General features: G+C 63.4%; 25 protein-coding genes. 3 read left to right on the top strand and 22 right to left on the bottom strand.

Annotation, left to right across the window (positions count from 1 at the left end):
• Positions 1-68: 68 nt before the first annotated feature.
• On the bottom strand, positions 69-611 hold the full coding sequence (locus MOE34_RS15980) for a gluconokinase (RefSeq protein WP_242218462.1): 543 nt from the start codon (positions 609-611) through the stop codon (positions 69-71).
• Positions 612-790: 179 nt separating this feature from the next.
• On the opposite strand from MOE34_RS15980, the gene MOE34_RS15985 reads away from it, so the two are divergent.
• Entirely contained in the window at positions 791-1,801 is a 1,011-nt protein-coding gene (locus MOE34_RS15985; RefSeq protein WP_242218464.1) for a LacI family DNA-binding transcriptional regulator, read from the top strand.
• Positions 1,802-1,924: 123 nt separating this feature from the next.
• Here MOE34_RS15985 and MOE34_RS15990 read toward each other — a convergent pair whose 3' ends face one another.
• From MOE34_RS15990 to MOE34_RS16020, 7 genes are all read right to left on the bottom strand, one after another.
• Entirely contained in the window at positions 1,925-3,130 is a 1,206-nt protein-coding gene (locus MOE34_RS15990; protein ID WP_242218466.1) for a M20 metallopeptidase family protein, read from the bottom strand.
• An 85-nt stretch (positions 3,131-3,215) separates the two neighbouring features.
• Positions 3,216-4,064 (bottom strand): transporter substrate-binding domain-containing protein, encoded by an 849-nt coding sequence (locus MOE34_RS15995; RefSeq protein ID WP_242218468.1) that lies wholly within the window; start codon positions 4,062-4,064, stop codon positions 3,216-3,218.
• 429 nt (positions 4,065-4,493) lie between these two features.
• Positions 4,494-6,125, bottom strand: coding sequence for an FGGY-family carbohydrate kinase (locus tag MOE34_RS16000; protein WP_242218470.1), 1,632 nt, complete (start codon positions 6,123-6,125; stop codon positions 4,494-4,496).
• 16 nt (positions 6,126-6,141) lie between these two features.
• Positions 6,142-6,870: an SDR family oxidoreductase gene (locus tag MOE34_RS16005; RefSeq protein WP_242218471.1), complete on the bottom strand. Its 729-nt coding sequence runs from the start codon at positions 6,868-6,870 to the stop codon at positions 6,142-6,144.
• 25 nt (positions 6,871-6,895) lie between these two features.
• Positions 6,896-8,140, bottom strand: coding sequence for a sugar ABC transporter permease (locus MOE34_RS16010; protein ID WP_242218473.1), 1,245 nt, complete (start codon positions 8,138-8,140; stop codon positions 6,896-6,898).
• A complete protein-coding gene (locus MOE34_RS16015; protein WP_242218475.1) occupies positions 8,137-8,955 on the bottom strand; it encodes an ATP-binding cassette domain-containing protein in 819 nt (272 codons plus the stop codon). Before MOE34_RS16015 ends, MOE34_RS16010 begins: the two co-directional genes overlap by 4 nt.
• Before the next feature lie 83 nt (positions 8,956-9,038).
• A complete protein-coding gene (locus tag MOE34_RS16020) occupies positions 9,039-10,085 on the bottom strand; it encodes an ABC transporter substrate-binding protein (protein WP_242218477.1) in 1,047 nt (348 codons plus the stop codon).
• Between the two features lie 280 nt (positions 10,086-10,365).
• Between MOE34_RS16020 and MOE34_RS16025 the strand changes: the two genes are divergently transcribed.
• Complete coding sequence (locus MOE34_RS16025; protein ID WP_242218479.1) at positions 10,366-11,385, top strand: LacI family DNA-binding transcriptional regulator; 1,020 nt, start codon at positions 10,366-10,368, stop codon at positions 11,383-11,385.
• Between the two features lie 81 nt (positions 11,386-11,466).
• On the opposite strand, the gene MOE34_RS16030 is transcribed toward MOE34_RS16025, so the two are convergent.
• From MOE34_RS16030 to MOE34_RS16090, 13 genes are all read right to left on the bottom strand, one after another.
• Positions 11,467-11,919, bottom strand: coding sequence for a hypothetical protein (locus MOE34_RS16030; protein ID WP_242218480.1), 453 nt, complete (start codon positions 11,917-11,919; stop codon positions 11,467-11,469).
• 2 nt (positions 11,920-11,921) lie between these two features.
• Complete coding sequence (locus tag MOE34_RS16035) at positions 11,922-12,455, bottom strand: hypothetical protein (RefSeq protein ID WP_242218483.1); 534 nt, start codon at positions 12,453-12,455, stop codon at positions 11,922-11,924.
• Between the two features lie 65 nt (positions 12,456-12,520).
• Positions 12,521-13,177 (bottom strand): hypothetical protein, encoded by a 657-nt coding sequence (locus MOE34_RS16040; RefSeq protein WP_242218485.1) that lies wholly within the window; start codon positions 13,175-13,177, stop codon positions 12,521-12,523.
• Positions 13,178-13,199: 22 nt separating this feature from the next.
• Positions 13,200-13,982 (bottom strand): hypothetical protein, encoded by a 783-nt coding sequence (locus MOE34_RS16045; RefSeq protein WP_242218487.1) that lies wholly within the window; start codon positions 13,980-13,982, stop codon positions 13,200-13,202.
• Positions 13,983-13,994: 12 nt separating this feature from the next.
• Positions 13,995-14,564: a hypothetical protein gene (locus MOE34_RS16050; RefSeq protein WP_242218489.1), complete on the bottom strand. Its 570-nt coding sequence runs from the start codon at positions 14,562-14,564 to the stop codon at positions 13,995-13,997.
• Between the two features lie 102 nt (positions 14,565-14,666).
• Positions 14,667-14,924, bottom strand: a complete 258-nt coding sequence (locus MOE34_RS16055) for a hypothetical protein (protein ID WP_242218491.1) — start codon at positions 14,922-14,924, stop codon at positions 14,667-14,669.
• 580 nt (positions 14,925-15,504) lie between these two features.
• A complete protein-coding gene (locus tag MOE34_RS16060) occupies positions 15,505-15,831 on the bottom strand; it encodes a cupin domain-containing protein (protein ID WP_242218492.1) in 327 nt (108 codons plus the stop codon).
• A gap of 8 nt (positions 15,832-15,839) precedes the next feature.
• Entirely contained in the window at positions 15,840-16,595 is a 756-nt protein-coding gene (gene kduD / locus MOE34_RS16065) for a 2-dehydro-3-deoxy-D-gluconate 5-dehydrogenase KduD (RefSeq protein ID WP_242218494.1), read from the bottom strand.
• On the bottom strand, positions 16,592-17,434 hold the full coding sequence (gene kduI / locus MOE34_RS16070) for a 5-dehydro-4-deoxy-D-glucuronate isomerase (protein WP_242218496.1): 843 nt from the start codon (positions 17,432-17,434) through the stop codon (positions 16,592-16,594). The genes kduD and kduI overlap by 4 nt, the downstream gene beginning before the upstream one ends.
• 24 nt (positions 17,435-17,458) lie before the next feature.
• A complete protein-coding gene (locus MOE34_RS16075; protein ID WP_242218498.1) occupies positions 17,459-18,190 on the bottom strand; it encodes an ATP-binding cassette domain-containing protein in 732 nt (243 codons plus the stop codon).
• Positions 18,190-19,209, bottom strand: a complete 1,020-nt coding sequence (locus MOE34_RS16080) for an ABC transporter permease (RefSeq protein ID WP_242218499.1) — start codon at positions 19,207-19,209, stop codon at positions 18,190-18,192. Before MOE34_RS16080 ends, MOE34_RS16075 begins: the two co-directional genes overlap by 1 nt.
• A gap of 168 nt (positions 19,210-19,377) precedes the next feature.
• Positions 19,378-20,328, bottom strand: coding sequence for a sugar ABC transporter substrate-binding protein (locus MOE34_RS16085; RefSeq protein ID WP_242218501.1), 951 nt, complete (start codon positions 20,326-20,328; stop codon positions 19,378-19,380).
• Positions 20,329-20,451: 123 nt separating this feature from the next.
• Positions 20,452-21,966, bottom strand: a complete 1,515-nt coding sequence (locus tag MOE34_RS16090; RefSeq protein WP_242218503.1) for an aldehyde dehydrogenase family protein — start codon at positions 21,964-21,966, stop codon at positions 20,452-20,454.
• A 124-nt stretch (positions 21,967-22,090) separates the two neighbouring features.
• On the opposite strand from MOE34_RS16090, the gene MOE34_RS16095 reads away from it, so the two are divergent.
• Entirely contained in the window at positions 22,091-22,792 is a 702-nt protein-coding gene (locus MOE34_RS16095) for a GntR family transcriptional regulator (RefSeq protein WP_242218505.1), read from the top strand.
• 8 nt (positions 22,793-22,800) lie between these two features.
• Here the strand turns inward: MOE34_RS16095 and MOE34_RS16100 are convergent, their stop codons facing one another.
• On the bottom strand, positions 22,801-23,877 hold the full coding sequence (locus MOE34_RS16100) for a LacI family DNA-binding transcriptional regulator (protein ID WP_242218507.1): 1,077 nt from the start codon (positions 23,875-23,877) through the stop codon (positions 22,801-22,803).
• Positions 23,878-23,922: the final 45 nt, after the last annotated feature.

The raw sequence follows: 23,922 nt of genomic DNA on the forward strand, positions 1-23,922 counted from the left end.
TATCCTCCTGGCCCCTCGGGCCGATCATTCCTGCCAGGGTGCGCGCAGCACCCGTTATTCGATACGCGTCAGGCCGCACGCCCTTCGGCCAGCCATGCGACGACCCGGTCAACGATCCTCTCGACCGGCTCGTCGGTAGAAACGACGACACCCGTCTCGTCCTCTCCGAGCGCCTCCAGCGTGGCAAACTGGCTCGGCAGCAGGCTCGCGGACATGAAGTGCCCGTGCCGCGATTCCAGCCTGCGGCCGATGAGATCGGCCGGTCCGTCGAGATGCACGATCGTCAATGGACCGAGGACCGAACGCAGGTGGTCGCGATAGGCCCGCTTCAACGCGGAACAGGCCACGACGACAGGCCCCCGCGACATCGCCAGCGCATCCGCAGCCGCGCCTGAAACCGCTTCCAGCCAAGGCCAGCGATGTGCATCCGTCAGCGGGCGCCCCGAAGACATGAGGGCGACATTGCTCTGCGGGTGATAGTCGTCAGCCTCGACGAAAACACCACCAAGCCTTGCGGCAATAGCCTGAGAAACAGACGTTTTCCCGGAACCACTCACCCCCATGACCAGGATATGGTCGAAACGACGACCGACTCTCCCAACCTGCGTCATACCTGGCCCCGCATGAAAATATCTTCGCCCTCCCAAATGGAAGCGCTTACATTTAATGTCGCAAGCATGCGGCCTTGTCAATGCAAAATACTTTTGAGCGAAGCACCATGGACTCTTGCCGCGAAATTGGACACACAGGGCGGACTGATTTGGACAAACCGCATCGACAGGGGGAGCGCGTGGGAGAACGCAACGCGACGCTGGCGGATGTCGCCAAGCTGGCGGGCGTCAGCACGGCGACGGTATCGCGTGCGCTGAGCGCGCCCGATCTGGTTTCCGCCGAATTGCGCGGCCGGATTCAGGAGGTCATCGACCAGCTCGGCTACGTTCCCAACCCGGCGGCGCGGGCGCTCGCCTCCGCCGCGACGAACGTGATCGGCGTCCTCATCCCGTCCGTCACCAACAACGTCTTTTCCGATGTGCTGCGCGGCATCTATTCCGTGCTGCGCAACTCCTCCATGGACGTGCAGCTGGCCAATACCCACTATTCGCCGCTGCAGGAGGAAAAGCTCCTGCGGGTCTTCCTCAGCCAGCGTCCCGCCGGCCTGATCGTCACGGGCATCGACCAGTCCCCCGCCGCGCGCAAGCTGCTCGAGCGCGCCAGGTGCCCCATCGTGCAGATCATGGAGATCGACGACGATCCCGTGGACATGATGGTCGGGTTTTCCCACTGGGCGGGCGCCAGAGCCACGGCCACCCACCTGATCGAGCAGGGATATAGAAAGATCGCCTTTATCGGCGCACGCATGGACCCGCGTACCCAGCGGCGTCTGGATGGCTTCGCCGACGCGCTCAAGGAAGCCGGGATTTACGAAGAGCAGCTGATCGTAACGACCCCGCAGCCCTCGACGGTCGGGCTTGGCTGCGTACTGTTCAGCGAGTTGCTCTCGATAGCGCCGGATGTCGATGCCGTGTTCTGCAACAACGACGACCTGGCGCTCGGCGTCCTCTTCGAGAGCCAGCGCCGGCATATCGACGTACCAAACCGGCTGGGCATCTGCGGGTTCAACGACCTGGAGATAATGAGCGTCACGAACCCGCCGATCAGCAGCGTAAGAACCTTCCGGCACGAGATGGGCGCGCAGGCCGTGCAGATGCTGCTGGACACGATCGCCGGGAAGCGGCCGAGCGTTACCCGGGTGGACATCGGTTTCGACCTGATCAAGCGGCGAAGCTCACGCCGCCAATAGCGCCCTCGCGCACGGCATGTCAGGAACCGAAGCGCGGACGTCATCCCCCGCTTCGGCCTTCACTTCGAGACGGCAGAGCATCCTCCAGGGCCAGTCGGCATCTGCCGGCCCCAAGAGCCGCGTCTACCCCCTTGCACCCGCATCGTCGAGCAGGCGGACGGCGGCGCAGGAGAGCGCCACGACGCCAAGGCGGATACAGGCCTCATCCGGCTGATAATCCCCGTTGTGCAGAAAATCGTTCCGCCCCCTGGCCTGTGAGCCGATACCGAGCTGGAACGCCGGCACCCTCTCACCGACAAGCGAGAAATCCTCGGCACCGAGGCTCGGCGCGCGCCTCATGATCGCATCCTTGCCGAAATGATCGGCAATGGCCGCCATGGCGGTCGAGACGATCCTGTCGTCGTGATGAAGCGACGGCAGGTTGCGCATGTAGTTCACGCTGCATTTTACGCGCAACAGATCTTCCAGCCCCCGGCACTGGCGATGAATCGCCTCGTCGATGGCAACGCGCACCGCCCGGTCCTGGCACCGCACCGTGCCGCTCAACCGGCAGCTTTCAGGGATGACATTGAATGCGTCGCCTCCGTGGATGGCGCCGATCGTCAGCACCGCGGGATGCATCGGATTGGTTTCGCGCGACACGATGGTCTGCAGTGCGAGCACGAGATGCGCCGAGGCCACGACCGGGTCCACCGCCTGGTCGGGGTGAGCCGCATGGCCGGAGCGGCCATGGACGGTGATCTCGAATTCATCGCACGAGCCGTTCGCGTTGCCATCGATATAGCTGAACATGCCGGTCGGCTCGTCCGGATGATTGTGAAAGCCGAGCGCCATGTCGACGCCTTCCAGAATACCATCCTCGATCATCGCTTTGGCGCCGCTTTCCGGCGTCTCCTCCGCTGGCTGGAACATCAGCTTAACCCTGCCGGAAAGGCGCGGGGCGATTTCCTTCAGCACGGCCGCCACGCCGATCAGCGTCGAGGTGTGGAGATCGTGGCCGCACGCATGCATCCGCCCCTCGATCGTGCTGGCATAGGGCAGGCCGGTTTCCTCAAGAATCGGCAGGGCATCCATGTCCGCGCGCAGCAGAAGCGTCGGGCCGGGCCGGCCGCCATCGATGATGCCCATGACGCCGGTCCGGCCGACGCCGGTCTCGTGGTCGATACCAAGGCGCGAAAGCTCCCGCGCCACCACACCCGCCGTGCGCTCGACATCGAAGCCGATTTCGGGATGGGCGTGGATGTCCCGCCGGATTCCGATCAGATGCGGCTCTTCCCTCGCTGCGAGGTCAGCAATAAGGCGGTCGGTGTCGTTGATATGCGTGGACATGGAGGGAAATCCTGCGGGTGTTTTCAAAGATGAAGCCCGGCATATGCAAATACCGGGCTTCTGTCCTGCTCTGTTGCGCCGTCGATCAGTTGTTCGAAGGCGTCTGGTCGCTCTTGAACCACTTGATGCTGAGCGCCTTGATCGTGCCGTCGTCGATAGCGGCCTGAATGGCCTTGTCGAACTTCGCCTTCAGCTCGGTATCGCCCTTGTGGAAGGCGGCCGCCGCGCCCTTGCCGAACACGTCGCCGCGTACGCCCGTGCCGACGATTTTCATATCCTTGAATTCCGGCTTCTCCATATCGCCCATCAGCACGGGATATGCCGCGAAGACCGCATCGACGCGTCCCGCCAGAAGATCGAGGTCATGTTCCTCGGTCGAGGGATATTCACGGACCTCGACGACATCCTTCAGATACTTTTCCAGGAAAATCGAGTTGCTGCTGCCGCTCTGCACGCCGATGATCTTGTCCTGAAGAAGCGGCTTCCACTTCTCGATGACTTCAGCGAACTTTTCCGGGTTGGAGCCGATGTTGACGGCCTCGCCAGTGCCCGGCAGATCGGCGAGCGGCGTACCGGCCATGACGCCGAAGCCCATCAGGCCAAGCTGGTAGGGAATGGAGAAATCGACCATCTTTTCCCGTTCCGGGGTGATCGACATGGCGGCCATGAGCACGTCGAACTTGCGCGCCAGCAAGGCGGGAATAGCGCCATCCCAATCCTGGGTGACGATCTCGCACTTCACTTCCATGCGGGCGCACAGATCCTTGGCAAGATCGATTTCATAACCGTCCAGCGTGCCGTCCGATCGCGTCATGTTGAAGGGCGGGAAGGCGCCTTCCGTCGCAATCGTCAGCGTCTTTTCCTCGGCATTCGCGAATGCGGCCGCCGACAGCGCCAACGCAAAAGCCGCAACCCCACTTACCCATTTCCGCATGATCTCTTCCTTTGAGAGTTACTCATCTTCACTTGAAATCCACGCTCCCGCCATTGCGGTCCGCGAGCTGTATCACTTCCGCGCCTTGACCGAGAGACCGCCTGCAATGGCGCCTGTCCGCATCAAGGGTAAATCGCATGAAAGCGCTACTTTTTCGTCGCGCCGCACGTCGCTTCACCAATCATCCTGAACAGGAGTGCACATTTGCGGGCACATTTATGACATTCGGACAATTTTCTCCGGAAGTCATACAATGCAAGCGCTTTCATGTATGAAGCATCAAGTAACGGGAATTGTCAATCGGCCTCAGCGGTAACTGCGCTGATGGCACACTGGCGAGGCTGTGCCTCGGCGGTCACCGATCTCGAGAACGCCCGGCAGGGCAGGATCCACACCGGAAAACAACCGGCGCACCGGTGCCTTCAACGGCTAACGGATTTCGCGCGCAAGGCTCTGCAGCCGCCGGAAGGCATCATAGCGCCTGGCGTGCAGCGCGGCAGTTTCGGCACCGGCGGGTTGGTAAGTGCGGTCGGTCGCCGAGAGAGCCGCCATGGCCGCCCCCACATCCGGGAACGCACCGCCGGCGACGCTGCCGAGAATGGCGGCGCCGAGAAGGACAGGCTCTTCGGCACGCGTGGCAAGCAGCGGCTTGCCGGTGGCATCGGCGAGGAGCTGGCGCACCAGATCGAGCTGGCCGGCACCGCCGCTGATGACGATCTTGTCGATGGATGCGCCGACCGAAGCCTGCGCATCGATGATCTGGCGCAAGCCATAGCCGATGCCGCAAAGGCCGGCGATATAGAGCGCGACGAGATTGTCGAGATCGCGCTCCATACCGAGGCCGACGATGGCGGCGCGGGCATGGGGATCGGCAAAGGGCGCGCGATTGCCGAGGAATTCCGGCACGACATGCAGGCCCTCGGCCAGCGCCGCCACGTCCGAAAGCGTCTTTGCCTTCTCCTCGGCAAGCTTCGCCAGCAGCACCGGCAGCGCAAGGCCCCGCGCCTTCGCCAGCGCGGCGGCCTCGCCTGCGGCGGGATGGAAGGACAGGAGCTGCTCGATGGCCGCGCCTGCCGCCGACTGGCCGCCCTCGTTGAGCCACATGCCCGGCACCATGGCGGAGAAATACGGCCCCCAGACACCGGGCACGAAGACCGGTTCGCGGGTCGACGTCATGGTGCAGGAGGACGTGCCGAAAACGTAGCCAAGGCTGTTTTCCGGCGGCCCGTCCACACCGACGGTGCCGATCCCGCCCGCATGCGCGTCGATCATGCCGGCGGCCACGGGCGTGCCGACGGCAAGGCCGAGCTCCGCGGCCGCCTGTTCGGTCAGGCCCTTGCCTAGGGGCGTGCCGGGTTCGACGACACGCTGACCGATGCGGACAAACCCCTCATCGGCGAGGATACCAAGGCCGATACCGTGGAAATAACTCGGGTCCCAACGCCTCTCATGCGCCAGATAGGTCCATTTGCAGGTGACGGTGCAGGTGGAGCGGGCAAGGTCGCCCGTCGAGCGCCAGGTCAGGAAATCGGCGAGATCGAAGAACTGCCAGGCGGCATCGAAGACCGCGGGACGGTTTTCCTTCAGCCACAGCAGCTTCGGCGTCTCCATCTCCGGCGAGATAATGCCGCCGACATAGCGCAGCACGTCATAGCCACCGGCATTGATGCGCTCGACCTGTTCCACCGCACGGTGATCCATCCAAACGATGATATCGCGCGCCGGGTCTTCCGAAGGGCCGACCGGCAATGGCCTGCCCCCTTCCCCGAGCACGACCAGCGAGCAGGTTGCATCGAAGCCGATTCCGGCCACCTGATCCGGCGCGATATTTGCCTTCCCGACAGCCTCGCGCACCGAAGCGCAGACGGCGGCCCAGATCTCCGTGCTGGATTGCTCGACCATCGCGCCCGGTTCGCGAAACAGCGAAATATCGCGTTTCGCCGAGGCCAGCATGTGGCCCGAGAGATCGAAAAGGCCGGCTCTTGCGCTGCCCGTGCCGACATCGACGCCGACGAGGTAGCGGTCGCCGCCCGCGGGGCGTGCGGAGGAAGGCGTGTTCATGGGTCTCCCCGCTCGTTTAGAGATCAACGCTGTTGGGCAGGATGACGAGGTCGCGGATGGTGACGTTGCGCGGCCGGGTCAGCATGAAGAGCACGGCATCGGCCACTTCCTTCGGCTGCATCAGGCTGCCGTTCGCCAGCGCCTCGTCCATCTTCTCCTTCGGCCAGTCGTCGAGCAGCGCCGTGACGACCGGTCCCGGCAGGACGGCGCCGACGCGCACGCCATGCTGCGCCACCTGCCGGCGCGTCGAATGCACGAAGGCCTGCACGGCGAATTTCGAGGCCGTATAGATCGGCTCCCAGACGACGGGCACGACGCCGGCGATCGACGACGTGAAGAGAATGTCGCCCGTCTTCTTCCCGATCATGTAGGGCAGCACCGCATGGACCGAGCGGAAGGCCGCGTTGATGTTGAGGTTCAGCATGCGGTCCCAGGCGTCCGGGTCGCCCTCCGCCACCGGCCCGCCGATATAGGCGCCGGCATTGGCATGGAAGACATCCAGACCGCCGGCGATCTCGAGGATGCGCGGCAGCATTCCGGAGACTTCGGACGGTTTCAAGAGGTCGACGACGAGCGGCAGGGCATTGGGGCCGAGTTCCGCGCAGAGCTGCTCCAGCCTGTCCTGCGCACGGTCGACGAGCACCACCTTCGCGCCTTCGGCCAGCAGCGTCCTTGCACATTCGAGACCGATGCCGGAGGCGGCGCCGGTGATGGCGGCGATCTTTCCCTTCATGAGGTCAGCCATGGTCGAAAACTCCATTCCAGTGTTGTTAGGCGCGGCCGTGGCTGACGCGCGAGCGGCGGGCGAGCGAGTCGACGATCACGGCGATGGCAAGGACCCCGCCCGTGATCATGTAGCGCAGCGAGGACGAGAGGTTGAGCAGGGTCAGGCCGTTCGAGATCGCCTGGATGACGATGATGCCGAGGAGCGCCGAATAGGCGCTGCCGCGTCCGCCGAAGAGGCTGGTGCCGCCGATGACGGCTGCGGCGATGGCGTTGAGGTTGACGTCGCCCGTACCGGCCTGCTGGCTGGAGGAGGCAAGGCGCGAGGCCGACAGGATGCCGCCGAGCGCCGCCAGCGTCGAGCACAGCATGAAGGCGCTCATGTAGATACGGCGTACATTGATGCCCGAGCGGCGCGCCGCCTCCTTGTTGCCGCCGACGGCGAACATCGAGCGGCCCCACTTCGTGCGCGTCAGCGCATAGTTGAGAATGACGGCGAGCGCGACGAAGAGGGCGAACATCCACGGAATGCCGCGGCCAAGATTGAGATAGAAGATGGCGGCCTCCAGCGCGGCCGTCAGCACGGCCGCCTTGAGGATCAGCGCGCGCATCGGCTGGGCCGACAGATTGGCGGCGAGCCGCTGGCTGCGGGTACGAAGGCCGCGGCCGACCATCACCAGGCCGGGCACCAGGGCCAGCGAGTAGGACAGCCAGTCGGGCATGATCAGGATCTGGCCGAAGCGCACCAGCGCGGAAGCGTAGGGCAGGTTGATCGATCCGGTGGGACCCAGGATGTAAAGCTGCATGCCGAGCAGGGCGAGCAGGCCGGCAAGCGTGGCGACGAAACTCGGCATGCCCAGGCGATTATAGAGCGTCGCATAGAGCAGGCCGACGCCTGCGCCGACGACGAGGGCGGCGAGGATGGCGCCGACGATGGGCCAGCCCTGGTTGACCCACAGCACGCCGACCATGGCCGAGGCCAGACCGCTCATCGAACCGACCGACAGGTCGATCTCGCCGAGCACCAGCACGCAGACGATGCCGAGCGAGATGACGCCGACGGTGGCGCAGTCGAAGAGGAGGTTCACGAGGTTATTCGGCGCGAGGAAGATCGGGTTCAGCGCGGAAAAGACGATGGAAATGACGACAAGGCCGACGGCGACGGGCAGCATGCCGAGGTCGCCGGAGCGCACGCGGTCGACAAAGCCTCTCGCCATCGCGGCGAGGCTGTCGTCGTGGCGCACGCGCTCATCGCTGCGGTCAAGCATCGGCTGGGAGGAATTCTGGCTCATGCGGCGCCCCCGTGATGTTCCTGTGCTTCACCGGCCTTGCGGTCGGCGCGGCGCGAGACGGAGTTGTCCGTGGCGCCGGTAATGGCGGAAATGAGGTCCTGGTTGGACGATTCAGGCGTGAAGACGCCGTTGTTCTTGCCAAGCCGCAGCACGACGATGCGGTCCGCTACGGCGCGCACGTCCTCCATGTTGTGGCTGATGATGATGACGCCGAGGCCGCGATCGCGCACGCGCTCTATGAGGTTCAGCACCTCGGCCGTCTGCGCCACGCCGAGGGCGGCGGTCGGCTCGTCCAGCATGATGAGCTTTGGATTGAGCAGCAGCGAGCGGGCGATGGCGACGGTCTGGCGCTGGCCGCCGGAAAGCGAGGCGATGGGTTCGCGAACCGAGGGGATGCGCGCGGCAAGCTCGCGCAGCAGCGTCCAGGCGCGCACTTCCATCGCCACTTCGTCGAGCGCCCAGGGCGACATTTCATGGCCGAGGAAGAGATTGGCGACGACATCGAGGTTCTCGCAGAGCGCGAGATCCTGGAAGACGGTGGCGATGCCCATGTCCAGCGCCTTGGCGGGGCTGTCGAGCGAGACCTGCCGGCCGCAGAACTCGATGGTGCCGGACGACGGCTGATGCACGCCGGCGAGCACCTTGACCAGCGTCGACTTGCCGGCGCCGTTATCGCCGACCAGCGCGACGACCTCGCCGGCTTTCACGTCCAGCTCGATATCCGTCAACGCGGACACGGCCCCGAAATTCTTGGATACGCCGCTGAGACGTATCACCGATTGCCCCTTGGCGGGCAGACTATGCGTGGCTGTCATGGCCCCTAGAACCTTCAGAAAGACCTTACGACGGATCGAAGTGTCCGGCCGCGGGAGGCCACGGCCGGACACGATGGGCTGAATTAGTTGATGATGCCGAGTTTGCGGCAACCTTCAACATACTCGCCCGTGCAGACTTCTTCCGGCTTGTTGATGCCCTTGTCGAAGATCTCGGCCTTGATGTTCTCCGCCGTCACGACCGCCGGAACGAAAAGCTGCGAAGGCGTTTCGTAGAGCTTGTGGGTCGCCTCCGGGGCTTCGCCCTTGAGCAGCTTGACCGCAACGTTCGCCGCAGCCGCCGCCACGATTTCGGACGGCTTGGAGATCGTGTTGTACTGGTCGCCCGAGATGATGAGCTGCAGCGCCGCGATCGTCGCGTCATTGCCCGTCACCGGCGGCATTTCCTTCACGCCGGCGGCCTTGAGCGCAGCGATCGCGCCACCGCCCGTACCGTCGTTGGCAGCCACGATACCCTTGATCTCGTCGCCGAAGCGGGTGATCTGGCCGGCGGCCCATTCCTGCGCCTTCGGCGGCGCCCAGTCCGGCGTATCGAATTCTGCGAGCGTCTTGTAGGGCGAAGCGGAAAGTGCCTCGTGGATGCCGTCGCGGATGAGGCCCGCGGCCGCATCGGTCGGCGAGCCGTTGATCTGGAGCACGCCGGCGCCATCGGGAACGCCCTTGGCCTTCAGATGATCGACCAGCGACTGCGCAATGGCCTTGCCGATGCCCTGGTTGTCGAAGGAGACGTAGTAGTCGGCCGGCTTGTCCGGGATCGGACGGTCATAGGCGATGACCTTGACGTCCTGCGACTGCGCGATTTCGACAAGCGCGGCGGCGGCGGCGGAATCGACCGGGTCGAGCACGATGACCTTGGCGCCCTGCGCGATCACCGAGTTGAACTGCTGCTGCTGGAGCGCCACATCTGCATTGGCGTTCTGGTAGATGACCGTGCAGCTCGGGCAGAGCTTTTCCATCTCCGCCTTGAAGCCGGGGTAGTCATGCTGCTCGTAGCGGGTCGAAGCCTGGTCGGGCATCAGGAAGGCGACGGTCGCGTTTTCCTGGGCAAAAGCGGCGCTGCCGAGCGACAGGGCAAGACCGGTCGATGCGAGCAGGATGGTAAGCGTCTTCATTGGGTTCCTCCACGGTTGAATTTCAGTTCATTCGCCGGCGACCTCAAGCCGCCAAGGGCGACAGGCTCGACCGCCTCCGCACGCCATGAGCGCACGGATCATCGCTCGCTGCGGCGAGGCCACAACGTCCGGTTCGTCGATGCTCCGTCTGACTCCTCCCTTGGGTCAGCCTTGCTGTTCAGGCAACTTCATCGATTGAGCACATCTGCTCAATCGATGAAGCAAGAATTGCCACCAATCCCCATTGGTGTCAAGGTGGCTTTCGAAACGGAGACTGCATGTGAATAGAACGACGCCCACGAAAAGGACGACCATCTATGATCTGGCGCAACTGGCGGGCACCTCGGCCAGCGCCGTGAGCGCCGTCCTCAACGGCAACTGGAAGAAGCGGCGCATCAGCGCCAAGCTTGCGGAAAAGATCACGAAACTCGCCGAGGAGCAGGGCTACGCGCTCAACATGCAGGCGAGCGTGCTGCGCCGCGAGCGCTCGAAAATCATCGGCATGCTCGTGCCGAAATACGACAACCGCTATTTCGGCTCCATCGTCGAACAGTTCGAAAATCTGGCGCGCGAGCGCGGCCTTTTCCCCATCATCACCTGCACGCGGCGTGATCCGGCGCTGGAGGTGGAGGCGGCGCGCGCCATGCTCTCCTACCAGGTCGACTGCCTGATCGCGACGGGTGCGACGGACCCCGACCGCATCGTCGACCTCTGCGCCGCTGCCGGCGTGCGCACCATCAATCTCGACCTGCCGGGGTCCCGCGCCCCCTCGGTCATTTCCGACAACTATGGCGGCGCCCTGGAGCTGACGCGGCGGGTGCTGGCCAACTGCGAACGGGAATACGGCGTGAAGGCCCCTCTCCTCTTCGTCGGCGGCCGCGGCACGGATCACAACACGATGGAACGCGTGCGCGGTTTCCGCGACGCTCACGCGCAGGCCGGCATCGCGGTCGATGAGGCCCTGGTGCAGACCTGTGGCTACGCACCGGAAAAGGCGGAAAGCGCGATGCGGCAGCTTGCCGAGCGAACGAGCGACCTGCCACGCGGCATGTTCGTCAATTCCACGATCTCGCTGGAAGGCGTGATGCGGTGGATCCGCCGTTCGGGCCACTATGCGGAGCGCATGCCGCATCTCGGATGCTTCGACTGGGATCCCTTCGTCGCCATGCTCGGCGACCATATCGAGATGGTGCGGCAGGATGTGCCGAAAATGCTCGAAGCCGTTTTCGATATCATCGATTCCGGCGCGACGGACCTCAGGATCGTGCAGGTGCCGCCGATCATGGAGAAGGTCGGCTGAACGCCGGGGCGTGACAGGAAAAACGGAAAGGCTGGCATTTCGGCAAGCCGCGCCATCTCGGACGTCAGGATTTCCGCGCCGTCAACGGGATGCCGGAGGCCAGGCAGAAAGCGGCGCCTGACACCAGCCCGAAGCTGGCCCATATGAGGTAGGTAACAGGCTCGACGCTTCCGATTTCACCGGCAAGGGCCGTAAGTAAACATTTGCCGTGACGGGATCGATCAGGGCGCACCATGCGCATAACCCGAAGGCGGACAATGCCTGTCTGCGCCGCAGCCAAATCGCGGCGGGCACGACAAGCACCCACGTGACCGCATAGGTGAAGGGTAACGCGAAAACGAGCAGGGCCACGAAAATCATGGCAAGATGCGGGCCGGTCGGATCAGCGGTCGAAAGCTCACCGATAATCATGATGGGCAGCATACCCAGCGGTACAACCAGCGGACCGATCAAGCCCCCGAATGCCAGGCTTCTCTTGTGTTGCAAACTCAACGACTTTTCTCGCCCCATGTCGCCTGACGCAAGCTGCGGCAATGCTATTCCGCCAGCCTATACCCCTCTATGAACATCCCGTACCGGCTCCCCTGCCCGATGATCTCGATTTTCCGGCCTATGCGCAGCTCGGCATAGGCTTCCGCGCTCGCGGCGCAGAAGCTCTGCGAGATTTCGTCGATCGAGAAAGGATAGTCGCATTTGATGTCCTTGCCGCTCCGTTCGGTGCTCGCCACGGTCGCGGGCCAGCTCACATCGTCGCGCACCATGAAGGTCAGCATCATCGGCACATACCACAGCATGAGGCCCGCGATCACGCCCATGACGCACAGAAACCCGCCGAACGTCGCCGCCCAGGGCGCGCCAAGCTTGCGAAAGAGAGGAATGGAGGCAAGGGCCAGCACAGCGGCGGCGATCGCCGTCGGGACCAGCCATTTTGCCCACCAATCCGGTGATGCGGTGAAGAAGCGGCCCGAGAAAGCGATGTAGGCATAAAGAACCGGCGCGGCGACAATCACCATGGCCAGAAAAATCAGAAACGCGGTTCTGCGGGAAATTTGAGGTGCGGCGGCGGCCATCGATAAGGTTCTCCTGAAATTGACTGTATTTAAGCAAAACGAATGCGGTTCTGCCGCGGCCCGGCCTAGTCGATGCCTGCGGGCGGCTGAATCCTGATGGCGCCATCAAATGTGACTGTGAGGGTCTGCGTCACCTTCGACTTTTTTAGGCTGCCTTCGATATCGGCGCCCAGCAGCAGGCCGGTCTCGTCGTCGAAATAGGCGGTCACCGTGCTGATGCTGCTGCTGAAACCGTCGCCCGGCGTCTTGTAGCGATAGACGCGAACCGGCTTGCCGTCCCGCTCCTGCTTTGAACATGTCAGGTCGCTCATGCCATCGGTGTTCAGGTAGGTCTTGAACGCTCCGGCCGCCACTTCCTTGCTCTGTGCAGCATCAAGCGCTTCCCAGGGGCTATCCCTGCCGTCCTGGATCCAGCCCTTGTCGCCAAGAACGACCAGGCCCACCATGCCAATGAGCGCATCGGACGAGATGCGCACCGCATTCGGAGGCACCAGTTCGGACACCGTGTTCACGGTCTCCTGCTTCAATGTCGGAACCCAGCGGCCATCGTCCAACAGAGACATCGGCAGCTTGCGCTCAAGTATCCGAACGGCGCCGGCTTCCGGCTTGAAGGCGTTGTCGCGCGCGAAGTCGCCCGCGCAATCGGCGCGCGCACCGGACGAAGACAGCAACGCGGATGCCAGGCACAGGCTAGCCAAGTGTCCTGCCGTATTCTTCTTCATGGGTGTCATCATATTTACTCCATTATCCATGTGCTGCGTTCCGCTGGGGCGGGTCGCCCACGCCGACGAGTTCCTGCATCAACGCGAAGAAGACGTGCGGATTGGTGACCTTGCTCATGTTGAGTTCGGCCGTCTTTTCCAGTGTTCCGATGCGAATATGCCGGCAGTCGCTGCCCGCCGAGCCGGTGAGACTGTGCACGAAGGCGATATCGCGTACCGGCATAGGGCGTCCCTTGATGGTCAGAACCTGCAGGTTGAGACGTAGCGCCCTGCCGAATTCCAGTTCCTCGCCCCGCCGAAGCCTTTGTCGGGCGTCGGACAGAAGTCGTCCGGCCGTGCGATCGGACAGCAGGGCGATCCATTGTTCGTGGCATGGCCAAATCGACCAGTGAAGACGGATAGGCCGGCCGGCCCGCAGCACGATATCGGTCAGGTGCCTGCCGTGATCATGGCGCAAACAGGCGACGTGTTCGTAGGGGACTGTGCGTGCGTCCAGGCTGAAGGTCGCCGGCCCGAGCACGAGAGCGCTCGGGCCGGTCATCCAGGCCCAGATCGTCGGAAGCTGGAGAATGGCCAGCAGGGGCAGGAAAGACGCAAGAGCAATCAGCCTCTTATCGACAGGCAGGCTGTCAAGAGCGTCCCGTAAGGCGAGCCGATACAGCGCAAACAGCACACCTGCGCCGAGGACGGCCAGCCCGCCGCCCGCCAACCATGCAAGCGCTGCCCAAGGCGGGCGGCTGCGTATCTCCATCGCTTCGGCTGGCCCGTTCGGCCCGCCAGGTTCTGCGGTTGGGATGGAGAGCATGACAGTGCTCCTTCAGGCCGCTTCTTGCCGCCCGGCAGCCTCATAGAGGTTGCAGTAATCCAGAAATGCCTTGCTGCCGAAGGCGAGGCAGGAGCTGTCGAAGGAGTGGAAGCGGCCGCCGATCGACGTGTAGTTGATCTTCCCCAAAACAGGGATGGGGCCATCATCCGCGCCGTGGAGCCGGATAGCGGACATGATCGGCAGGAACCCGAGGAACGTTACCGTATGCCAGGAGGTTTCGGCGATCATGGCCCAGGGAACCAGCGGTTGGCCGGTAAAGGCAAGCCCTGCCTTGGATATCGTCACGGCAGGCCGACCGCCAGCGCGCAAACCCGGCAGAGCGGGAATGATGCTGAGGCAGCTCAAGGACAGACCGGCCACGACGCCGGCCCAGTAGCCGATCCTGTCCTCATCGGCCGGGTCGATGACGGTCAGCTTCCACGCCGCCCAGCAGAACAACGCCGCGAAAACGGCGGCAAACAGCGTTCGTACCAGCAGCTTCGGCCATGAATGGTAAAGGTCGCGGGGGGCGGCGAGCTGGGCGATGATCCCGGGGGACAATATGTTCTGCGTAATGGACATGTGTACTCGTCTTCTCGATGCCATGCCCCTGGGGGTCGGAATCCCGACTTCACCCTCGTCTCTCGACGGTGCGGGATTCAGGCAAGACTGCCTTCCCGGCAATCAGATGAACTTGAACTTGGGGCCGAGCGAGATCGAAAGCCGGGCGATGACAAGGTCGAGGGCCAGCACGAGCAGACCCAGGATCAGCATGAGCATCATGGCGGCAACCACCATGACGATGATGCCGGAGACGGAGTGATCAAATGACGGGAAAAAATGATTGATCGTCAGAAACACCACGCAGCCGAAGAGAAAGAGCGCCGCATAAATTCCGGTCAGAAATATTGCGGACGTGGGGCGGCTCTCGGAAAGGGTCACCTGAAAATTCCTTGTCTATTAATAAATTATATTTTTGAGAAGAATTTCAGAAAATCCTCATAAAGGCAAGCCCTCTCCCCGACCGTCCAACAGGTTCCGTGGCGGGTCGCCAAACTCGACTCAACGAGAACCCACTCGGCCCTGCTCCCGCTGTGCGGCAGACGCTGGAGGCTGCCTTGCAGCACGTTTCCATCTATCCCGACCCTTCCGGTCGCACACTCTCGGCAAAGCTGGCGGCTCTACCTCAACGTCAAGGAAGGCTTCTTCGCGCTCCTTGCCTGCAGCATGATCGGCATGCTGCTTCCGTCACGAAAAGCCTCGCGACATTTCTGTCCGCATTTTTTGATTTGGTTGCGAAGTACCTGAGCGCACGGAGACTTATTGAAGCTCTTCGTTCCGGGTATCGGCGGTGTGCACGCCGGTGGCGAGCAAAGTAGCGGTCGCGGCAAGCGACAGATGACGGATACAGCCCATTTTCCTCTCCTCCGCCAATGAGACAGACCTCATTGCGAGAGGCAGGGATGCGCGAATAAAGCGGCAACGAAGCGGCGCTTGGGCAGCGATCAATGGCGCCATGCCCTCATAGGAAGTCGTCGCGCCGCGGTGTGAACGTGTCGATCAGCATGCCCTTCCTCAACGCGACCACCCCATGCAGGAGATCGGGCGCGACGATGAAGCTGCTTCCCTGCTCGAGACGGGTCGTCACGCCGTCCACGGTTACGTCGAATGCGCCTTCGGCGACATAGCTGACCTGTGTATGGGGATGGGAATGCAGGGCGCCGATGGCACCTTCCTCGAAACGGAAGGCGACGAGCATCATTTCGGGGCGGTGGCTCAACACCGCGCGATGGCTGCCGGGGGCGACCTCGGTCCAGACGGTGTCTTCGGGCAAGGTATAGTGCTTCATGAGACCTCTCATCGGGCAAGCCAGCCGCCGTCGACGGGCAGGATGGCGCCATGTACGTAATCGGATGCCGGGCTCGCAAGGAAAACCGCCGCCCCGGCCATATCCTCCGGTCGCGCCCAACGGCCCGCCGGAATGCGTTTGAGGATATCGGCATTGCGTTCAACATCGGAGCGGAGCGCGGCGGTATTGTTGGTTTCGACATAGCCCGGCGCGATGGCGTTCACATTGATACCTCGCGCCGCCCATTCATTCGCCAGGAGCCTGGTGATGCCGGCAAGGCCGCTCTTCGCCGCCGTATAGGATGGAACCCGGACGCCGCCCTGGAAAGAGAGCATGGAGGCGATATTGATGATCTTCGCCCGCCGTTCCGCCGCAAGCGCGGCCCTTGCAAAAGCCTGGCAGAGGAAGAAAACCGATTTCAGGTTCGTGTCGAGCACCGCATCCCAGTCTTCCTCCGTGAAATCCAGCGAATCCGCCCGGCGGATGGTGCCGGCATTGTTGACGAGGATATCCGGCAACGCACCGGCCGCCAGAGCCTTGCCGATGACGGCCGCGGCGCTGCCGGCCTGGGAAAGATCCGCTGCAATGGCGACAAACCGCCGGCCAGCAGCCTTCACATCCGCTGCGGTTTCCGTCATGGCCGAGCGACCGACGCCGACGATATCGGCACCGGCCTCGGCAAGTCCGAGCGCGATTGCCCGGCCGATACCGGTATTGGCGCCCGTGACGACCGCCCAGCGGCCGGAGAGATCGAACAGGCTCATCGCAGCGTTTCCATCGGCACCTTGTCCATATCGGTAAAGCTCATGTTGTCGCCCGCCATGGCCCAGATGAAGGCGTAGCACCCGGTACCAGCACCCGAATGAATCGACCAGCCGGGGGAAAGCACGGCCTCATGGTTCTTCAAGACGACATGGCGCGTCTCGCCGGGTTCGCCCATGAAGTGGAAGATGCGCGTCGCCTCCTGCATGCCGAAATACAGATAGACCTCCATGCGCCTGTCATGCACATGCGCCGGCATGGTGTTCCAGACGGAACCCGGCTCGAACATGGTGAGGCCGACGAGCAGCTGGCAACTCTCGCAGACATCCGGATGCACATACTGGTTGATGGTCCGGTGGTTGGATTCCTCCGCCGAGCCGACATGCACCTTCTTGGCCATGTCACGGGTGATGTGCACCGTCGGGCATGTCCGGTGCGCCGGTGCGCTCAGGACATAAAACAGCGCGGGAGTGGTCGGATCGTCGCTCGTAAAACCGAGCATCCCCTCCCCCATGCCAACATAGACCGCCTCTTGAAAGCCGAGGGGATAATCCTTGCCGCCGATGCTTGCCACGCCGGCACCGCCGATATTGATGATCGCTGCCTCGCGGCGCTCGAGGAAGCGATCGGTTCCGGTTTCGGCTATGTGACCGATCTCGAGTTTATCGTCCGTCGGCACCACGCCGCCGACGATCATGCGGTCGAGATGGCTATAGGTGAGATTGACCCGGCCGGGCTGGAACATCCCCTCGATGACGAAGCCATCGCGAAGGCCCTGTGTGTTGCGCTTCGCGGCGTCCTCGGGTCCTACGACCTGGCGTACAGATACGGAAATGGTCACGGCATTGCCTTTCTCGAATGGAATTCAGGTGAGCACGACATATTCGGTGAGCTGGTTGATCGTCGTGTCGGCCTTGGCGACATCGAAGACCTTGGTGCCGTGGCTCATGATCACGAAGCGGTCGCAGACCTGGTAGGCGTGGTAGATGTTGTGCGTCACCAGCACGCTGGAGACGTTCTCCGCCTTCAGCTTCAGCACCTGGTTCAGCAGCGCCTCCGTTTCGCGCACGGAGAGCGCCGAGGTCGGCTCGTCGAGCAGCAGCACCCGCTTCTTGAAATAGACGGCGCGCGCGATGGCGACGGCCTGCTTCTGCCCGCCCGAGAGATTGCCGACCAGCGTATCCGGGGAATCGATGCCCGAGATATGCACGGCGTTCTGCAACACCTCCATGGCGATGTCGCGCATCTCGCCCTGCCGAAGGAAGCCGAAACGGTCCGTCAGTTCGCGGCCCATGAAAATGTTGCGGGTGATGGAGAGGCTGTCGACCAGCGCGGTGTGCTGGTAGATCGTCTCGATGCCGGCATCGGCCGAATCCGAGCGGCAGGTGAAAAGCGTCTTCCTGCCATCGACGCTGAGATAGCCGTCCGTCGGCTTGTGAATACCGGAGATCAGGTTGACCGTCGTCGACTTGCCGGCGCCGTTATCGCCGAGCAGGCCCACCACCTCGCCTTCACCGATATGGAAACTGAGATTGCGCAGCGCCGTAAGCGCGCCGAAGCTTTTGGAAATATTGTGCAGTTCGAGAAGATTGGACATCACGCCACGCCTCGCCGCTCGATGAGATGGTTGAAGATGGCGGCCAGCACGATCAGCGTCGCGATGAACATGTCGAGATAGAAGCCGGGTGCACGCAGGAGAAGCAGCACGTCGGTGATGGTGTGGATCAGCAGCACGCCAAGGAAGATGCCGACGATCGAGCCGCGTCCACCGCGCAGCGACAGGCCGCCGATGACGCAGGCGGCGATCGCCTGCAACTCGAGGCCGGCACCCTGCCCCGGCTGCACGCTGCCGACCCGCGCCGTGGCAAGAATGCCCGCCATGGCGGCCATGCCGCCGGCAATGGCGAAGGCGATGAGCTTGACTCGGTTCGTGTTGATGCCGATCGCCTCGGCGGCGCCCCGGTTGCCCCCCGTCGCGAAGACATGATTGCCGAAGCGATGGCGGTGCAACAGGAAATGGAAGCCGACGACGAAAAGCACGATCCAGACGAAGGCGGCGTTGATGCCGAAGACCGTGCCGGCGAAGAGGCTGGTGAAGATCGGTTCGGGATCGAAGCGCACCTGCACCGCGCCGTTGTAGAGAAGCACGGCCCCGCGCCAGAACAACAGGCCACCCAGCGTGACGATGAAGGACGGCAGGCCGAAGCGGATCGTGATCTGGCCGTTGAGAAGGCCGATCAGGACACCCGCAAGAATACCGAGCGGAGCGGCGACGAAGGCGCTGACGCCGGCACCGACGAGGCTCGCCATCAACACGGCGGTGAAGGTGTAGACGGAACCGATGGACAGGTCGAACTCACCCGCGATCATCAGCACGCCGGCGCCGAGCGCCAGGCAGCCGAGCACCGGTACGGCCTTCATCAGGATCGTCAGATTCTGGGGTGAGAGATAGCGGAACTCATCGGGATAGAGCAGCGCGCCCAGGATGCAGGCGATCTGCAACGCCATGAAGACGAGGAAGATCGCACCGGCGGGCATGCCCATGATCTGTTTGAGGATGGATTGTCTTTTCGTGCGCGAACGGGGCGCGGCACTGTCGGCAAGGATGGGTGTCACGGTCTGGCACTCGATCGCTGGAGCATTTCCGGCAAGAGCGCGAAGGGCGCCTTGCTGAAATGCGTAAAAACAAGGAGCTGGAGCGGCCTTTCCATTCCCGGAAAGGTGGAGCCGCTCCCGGGAATGGGGAACCCGCCGGAACGTGCCGGCAGGCTCCCGCAGGTCCGGTCAGCGGAAGCTGCCGATCAGCGGCTTGACCGAGCTGATGCGCGACTTGTCGAGGAAGGCGCCCTGCCCCGTATCGACGTCCGTCGGGGTCAGTCCGTATTTCTTGGCAAGCGCGATCTGGGCGATCGGGTAGTAGCCCTGCAGGTAGGGCTGCTGGTCCATCGTGGCGAACATCGCCCCCGATTCCACCGCATTGACGATCTCGACGGCAAGGTCGAAGCCGCCGAACGGGATATCGACGCCGGCATCCTTGATCGCACCCGCCCCGACCGTCGAGGTGACGGAACCCGTGCCGAACAACGCCTTTACATTCGGATTGGCGATGAGGAACTGCGCAATGATGTTTTGCGCTTCGGCCGGATCGAGGCCGGCGCGCACCGTCTCCACCTTGATGCCGCTTTCCGTCATCGCCTTCTCGATGCCGCCGCCACGGGCGACGGCGAAGCTCGCCTCCGGAATTTCACGCGGGTTGAAGACGACATCGCCGGATTTCAGGCCGAATTCCTTGATCATCCGGTTGCCGAGCTCATAACCGGAGGCGAATTCGTCCATGCCGACATAGGCCTGGCGGCAATTGCCCTTGGCGCCGTCGAGGTCATCGTTGTTGAAGCCGATGACAATGATGCCGGCCTTGACGGCCGCGCAGATGCTCTCGTCGAAGGCGTCCGACGAGGAGATCGCAACGGCAATGCCGTCCACGCCGCTTGCGGTCGCGCTTTCGATCAGGTCGTTCTGGCGCACCGGATCGTTGTTGGCATATTGCACGTCGAGATCGACGCCGAACTGGGCGGCGGCGTCTTGCGCGCCCTTCACCACCGGATTAAAGAACTGGACACTCGGATCGAGGTAGATGATCATCGTGGCCTTGACGTCCGCGGCAAGCGCCGTCGACGCCATCATGGTAGCAACGCCCGCGGCCATCGCCGCGGCTTTCAACCTGGTCAATTTCATTTGCGTATCCTCCCTTTGGATGTGCAATGCGGGTCCAAAAGACCCAACAAGTCTCGGCTGGCGGGCTCCGACCAAAGATCACGCCAGCCGAGATTTTCCTCCTCGCGCCACGAAAGCAGCGGATTATGCGAACCAGGGCGCCGGGCGCCCGAGCGTGACATGCACGCCCTTGAACTGCGAATATTCGTCGAAACCGTAGCGACCGAGCTCGCGGCCGAGGCCGCTCTTCTTGTAGCCGCCGATCGGCAGCTCCGGGGTGCCGTCGATCACGCTGTTGATCCAGCAGCGGCCGGCGCGAATGCGGCGGATGCTCTGCAGGGCGTTTTCGAGATTGCTGGACCAGACGGAGGCCGACAGACCGAATTCCGTGGCATTGGCCATCGCCACAGCCTCGTCCGCCGTCCTGAAGGTCAGTGTCGAAAGCACGGGACCGAAGATCTCCTCGCGGGCAATCGACATGCCGGGCGTGACGCCGGCAAAGACCGTCGGCGCGTAATAGAGGCCGGCTTCCCTGCCAACCCTTTCACCGCCGAGCAGAAGCTTCGCGCCGGAGGCGACGCCGGCCTCCACATAGGAATGCACCTTCTGCGCATGCGCCTCGGAGATCATCGCGCCGATCTTCGTGCGCTCATTCAAGGGGTCGCCGAATGTGACCCTGCGGGAGATATCCAGCAGCCGCTCCATCAATGCATCGCGGATGCTTTCCTCGACCAGCAGGCGACTGCCGGAAATGCAGCACTGGCCGGCATTGTGATAGACGCCATAGGCGATGCCGTCTGCGGCCGCTTCCAGATCCGCATCGGCAAAGACGATCTGCGGCCCCTTGCCGCCGAGTTCCAGCCCGACGCGCTTGACGCTGCGTGCCGCGATCTCGCCGAGCTTCGTGCCGACGCGAACGGAGCCGGTGAAGGCCACCATATCGACGCCGGGATCCTCGGCCAGCACCTGTCCGGCGGGATCGCCATAGCCGGTGACGACATTGAAGACGCCATCCGGAATGCCCGCCTCGCGCGCCAGTTCGGCCATGCGGATGGAGGTGCCCGAGGTGAACTCCGAGGGCTTCAGCACCACCGTGCAGCCGGCGCCGATGGCCCACGGCACGCGTTCGGAAGCGATGATGAAGGGGAAGTTCCAGGGCGTGACGATGCCGACGACACCGACCGGCTCGCGCAGCACGAGGCCGAGGCGGTCGTCGCCGATATTATTGTGGCTCTGGCCCTCCAGCGCGCGGGCCTGCCCGGCCGCGTAGGACCAGAGGTCGGCGCAGAAACCGATCTCGCCGCGCGCCTGCGCGATCGGCTTGCCGACCTCCAGGCTCTCGGCGAGCGCCAGTTCCTCCTGATGGACAAGGATAAGGTCCGCCACCTTGAACATCAGGCGCGAGCGCTCAGCGCCCGACATGCGCGGCCAGGGGCCCGTGTCGAAGGCGCGGCGTGCCGCCGCGATCGCCAGACGCACGTCATCCGCCGAGGCCTCCGGCCAGGTGCCGACCAAGGCGCCGGCATGGCCGGGGCTTATACGGTCGATGGTCTTTCCCGATGCCGCATCGACCGACTTGCCATCGACAAGCATCCGATAGCGGGATTTAATATTCAGCCGGGGATCATGGGCGTCGGGTGCTATAAAATTGGACAGCAATATCGTCTTCCGGCCGGCAATGTGGCGCCAGCCGCTCCCTGTTGTTCCGGTTTTCAAGCCGCCGGATTTCTGTTGCGCATGAATTGTATGGTACTGTATGGTGGCTCTTATTGGATGTCAACGCATGACGGCGGGAAAAGACGTGAACCTTGAATCCCTGAAAATCGATACCGGCGAAACCGCCGCAGCACAGGTGGAACGGGACCTGCGTGAATCCATCATCCGACTGGAACTCGCTCCCGGCATGCGGCTTTCCGAGCAGGAGATCGCGACCCGCATGGGCGTGTCGCGCCAGCCGGTGCGCGAGGCGCTGATCGCCCTCGGCAAGTCGAAGCTGGTCGATATCCGCCCGAACCGCGGCACGGTCGTCGTGCGCATTTCGGCGCGCCAGATGATGGAAGCCCGCTTCGTGCGCGAGGCGATAGAGACCGCCGTCGCCCGCCGCGCGAGCGAATCCTTCGACAGTTGGACCCGCCGCAAGATCGATGCGATCCTCGCCCGCCAGATTGCCGCGCGGGACGCGGACGACCACAACGCCTTCCGCCGCGAGGACGAGCAGTTTCACATCGCCATCGCCGAGGGCGCCGGTTGCGGCCTCGCCTGGAACGCGATCTCCGACATCAAGGCGCATATGGACCGCGTCTGCAATCTGCAGCTCCGCCACCCCGATTCCATGACGCGGCTGGTCGCCGAGCACGAAGCGATCATCAACGCCATAGACACGCGCAACGCCGATACCGCCGAAGCCGCCATGCGCCGCCACCTCAACGGCATCCTCACGGACCTGCCGCAGATCGAGGCCGCCAATCCCGACCTCTTCGAGTAGCGCATGATCTAGAGAGGCGCCGTCTTCACCGCCGTCGTGTCCCGCACGACAAGAGGGCCATCGACCTTGATGGTCATCGCGCGCGTCTGCTTGCCGTGGATTGCCATGTCGATAAGGATTTCGGCTGCCTTCTGGCCCATCTCATAGTTCGGCAGCACCAGCGTCGAGAGCGGGGGATGGGTGTAGCGGGCCAGCTCCTGGTCGTCGTAGCCCATGACGGAAAGATCGTGCGGCACGCGCAGCCCCTTCTCCTGTGCCGCTTCCATGACGCCGATGGCCATCAGGTCGTTGCCGCAGAAGATCGCGGTCGGCGGATTGTCCATGGAAAGGAGGTCCAGCCCTGCCTCGTAACCGCGCAGCGGCAACCAGTCCCCGTCGCGCACCAGGGTCTCGTCGAAGGCGATATCGGCGGTGGCGAGCGCCTGCTTGTAGCCCTTGAGGCGATCGATCGCCGCATCCATCCACGGCTCGCCGTTGATGAAGCCGATGCGCTTGTGACCGAGCGCCGTCAGATGCGCCGTTGCCGTAAAACCGCCCGCCACTTCGCCGGGCACGATGGCCACATGCTGGCGCGGCTCGCAGTAGCAGTTGAGCAGGACGGTCGGGATGGATTTCAGCGCCTTCGGAACCGAGACCTTTCGCGTGAAGATCGTCGCATAGATGACGCCGGCAATCGACGGGTCGCGCAGCACGGAGCGCAGCACCGCCTCCTCGAGGTCCGGATTGGAGCGCGTCGCATGGGCAGAGACCAGCAGCCCCTGTTCGAAAGCGTAGTCGCGGATGCCGTCGAGGCTGACGACCGGATGGGGGCTGGTGGAGATTTCATCGACGATGAAGGCGATCGTATCCTTCTCGACCGTTGGGGTAGCGGCGACGGGGCTGCGCGTCGCGGGTAATTTATAACCAATTTTATGAGCAGCCTCACGCACCTTCTGCTGCGTCTCCGCCGAAATGCGCGAACCGGACATTTCGTTGAGCACGAGCGAAACGCTGGATTGGGATACGCCGGCTATGCGGGCGATATCCGTCATTGTCGGGCGTCCACTGCCCTCTTTGCCCGTATTGCGCCCGTTTCCCTTGGCCATGCATCATTCCTCGCCCCGACATGCTTTGCACCGCACGCGATTTTT

It is taken from the genome of Shinella zoogloeoides (assembly GCF_022682305.1).
Taxonomy (GTDB): Bacteria; Pseudomonadota; Alphaproteobacteria; order Rhizobiales; family Rhizobiaceae; genus Shinella; species Shinella zoogloeoides_B.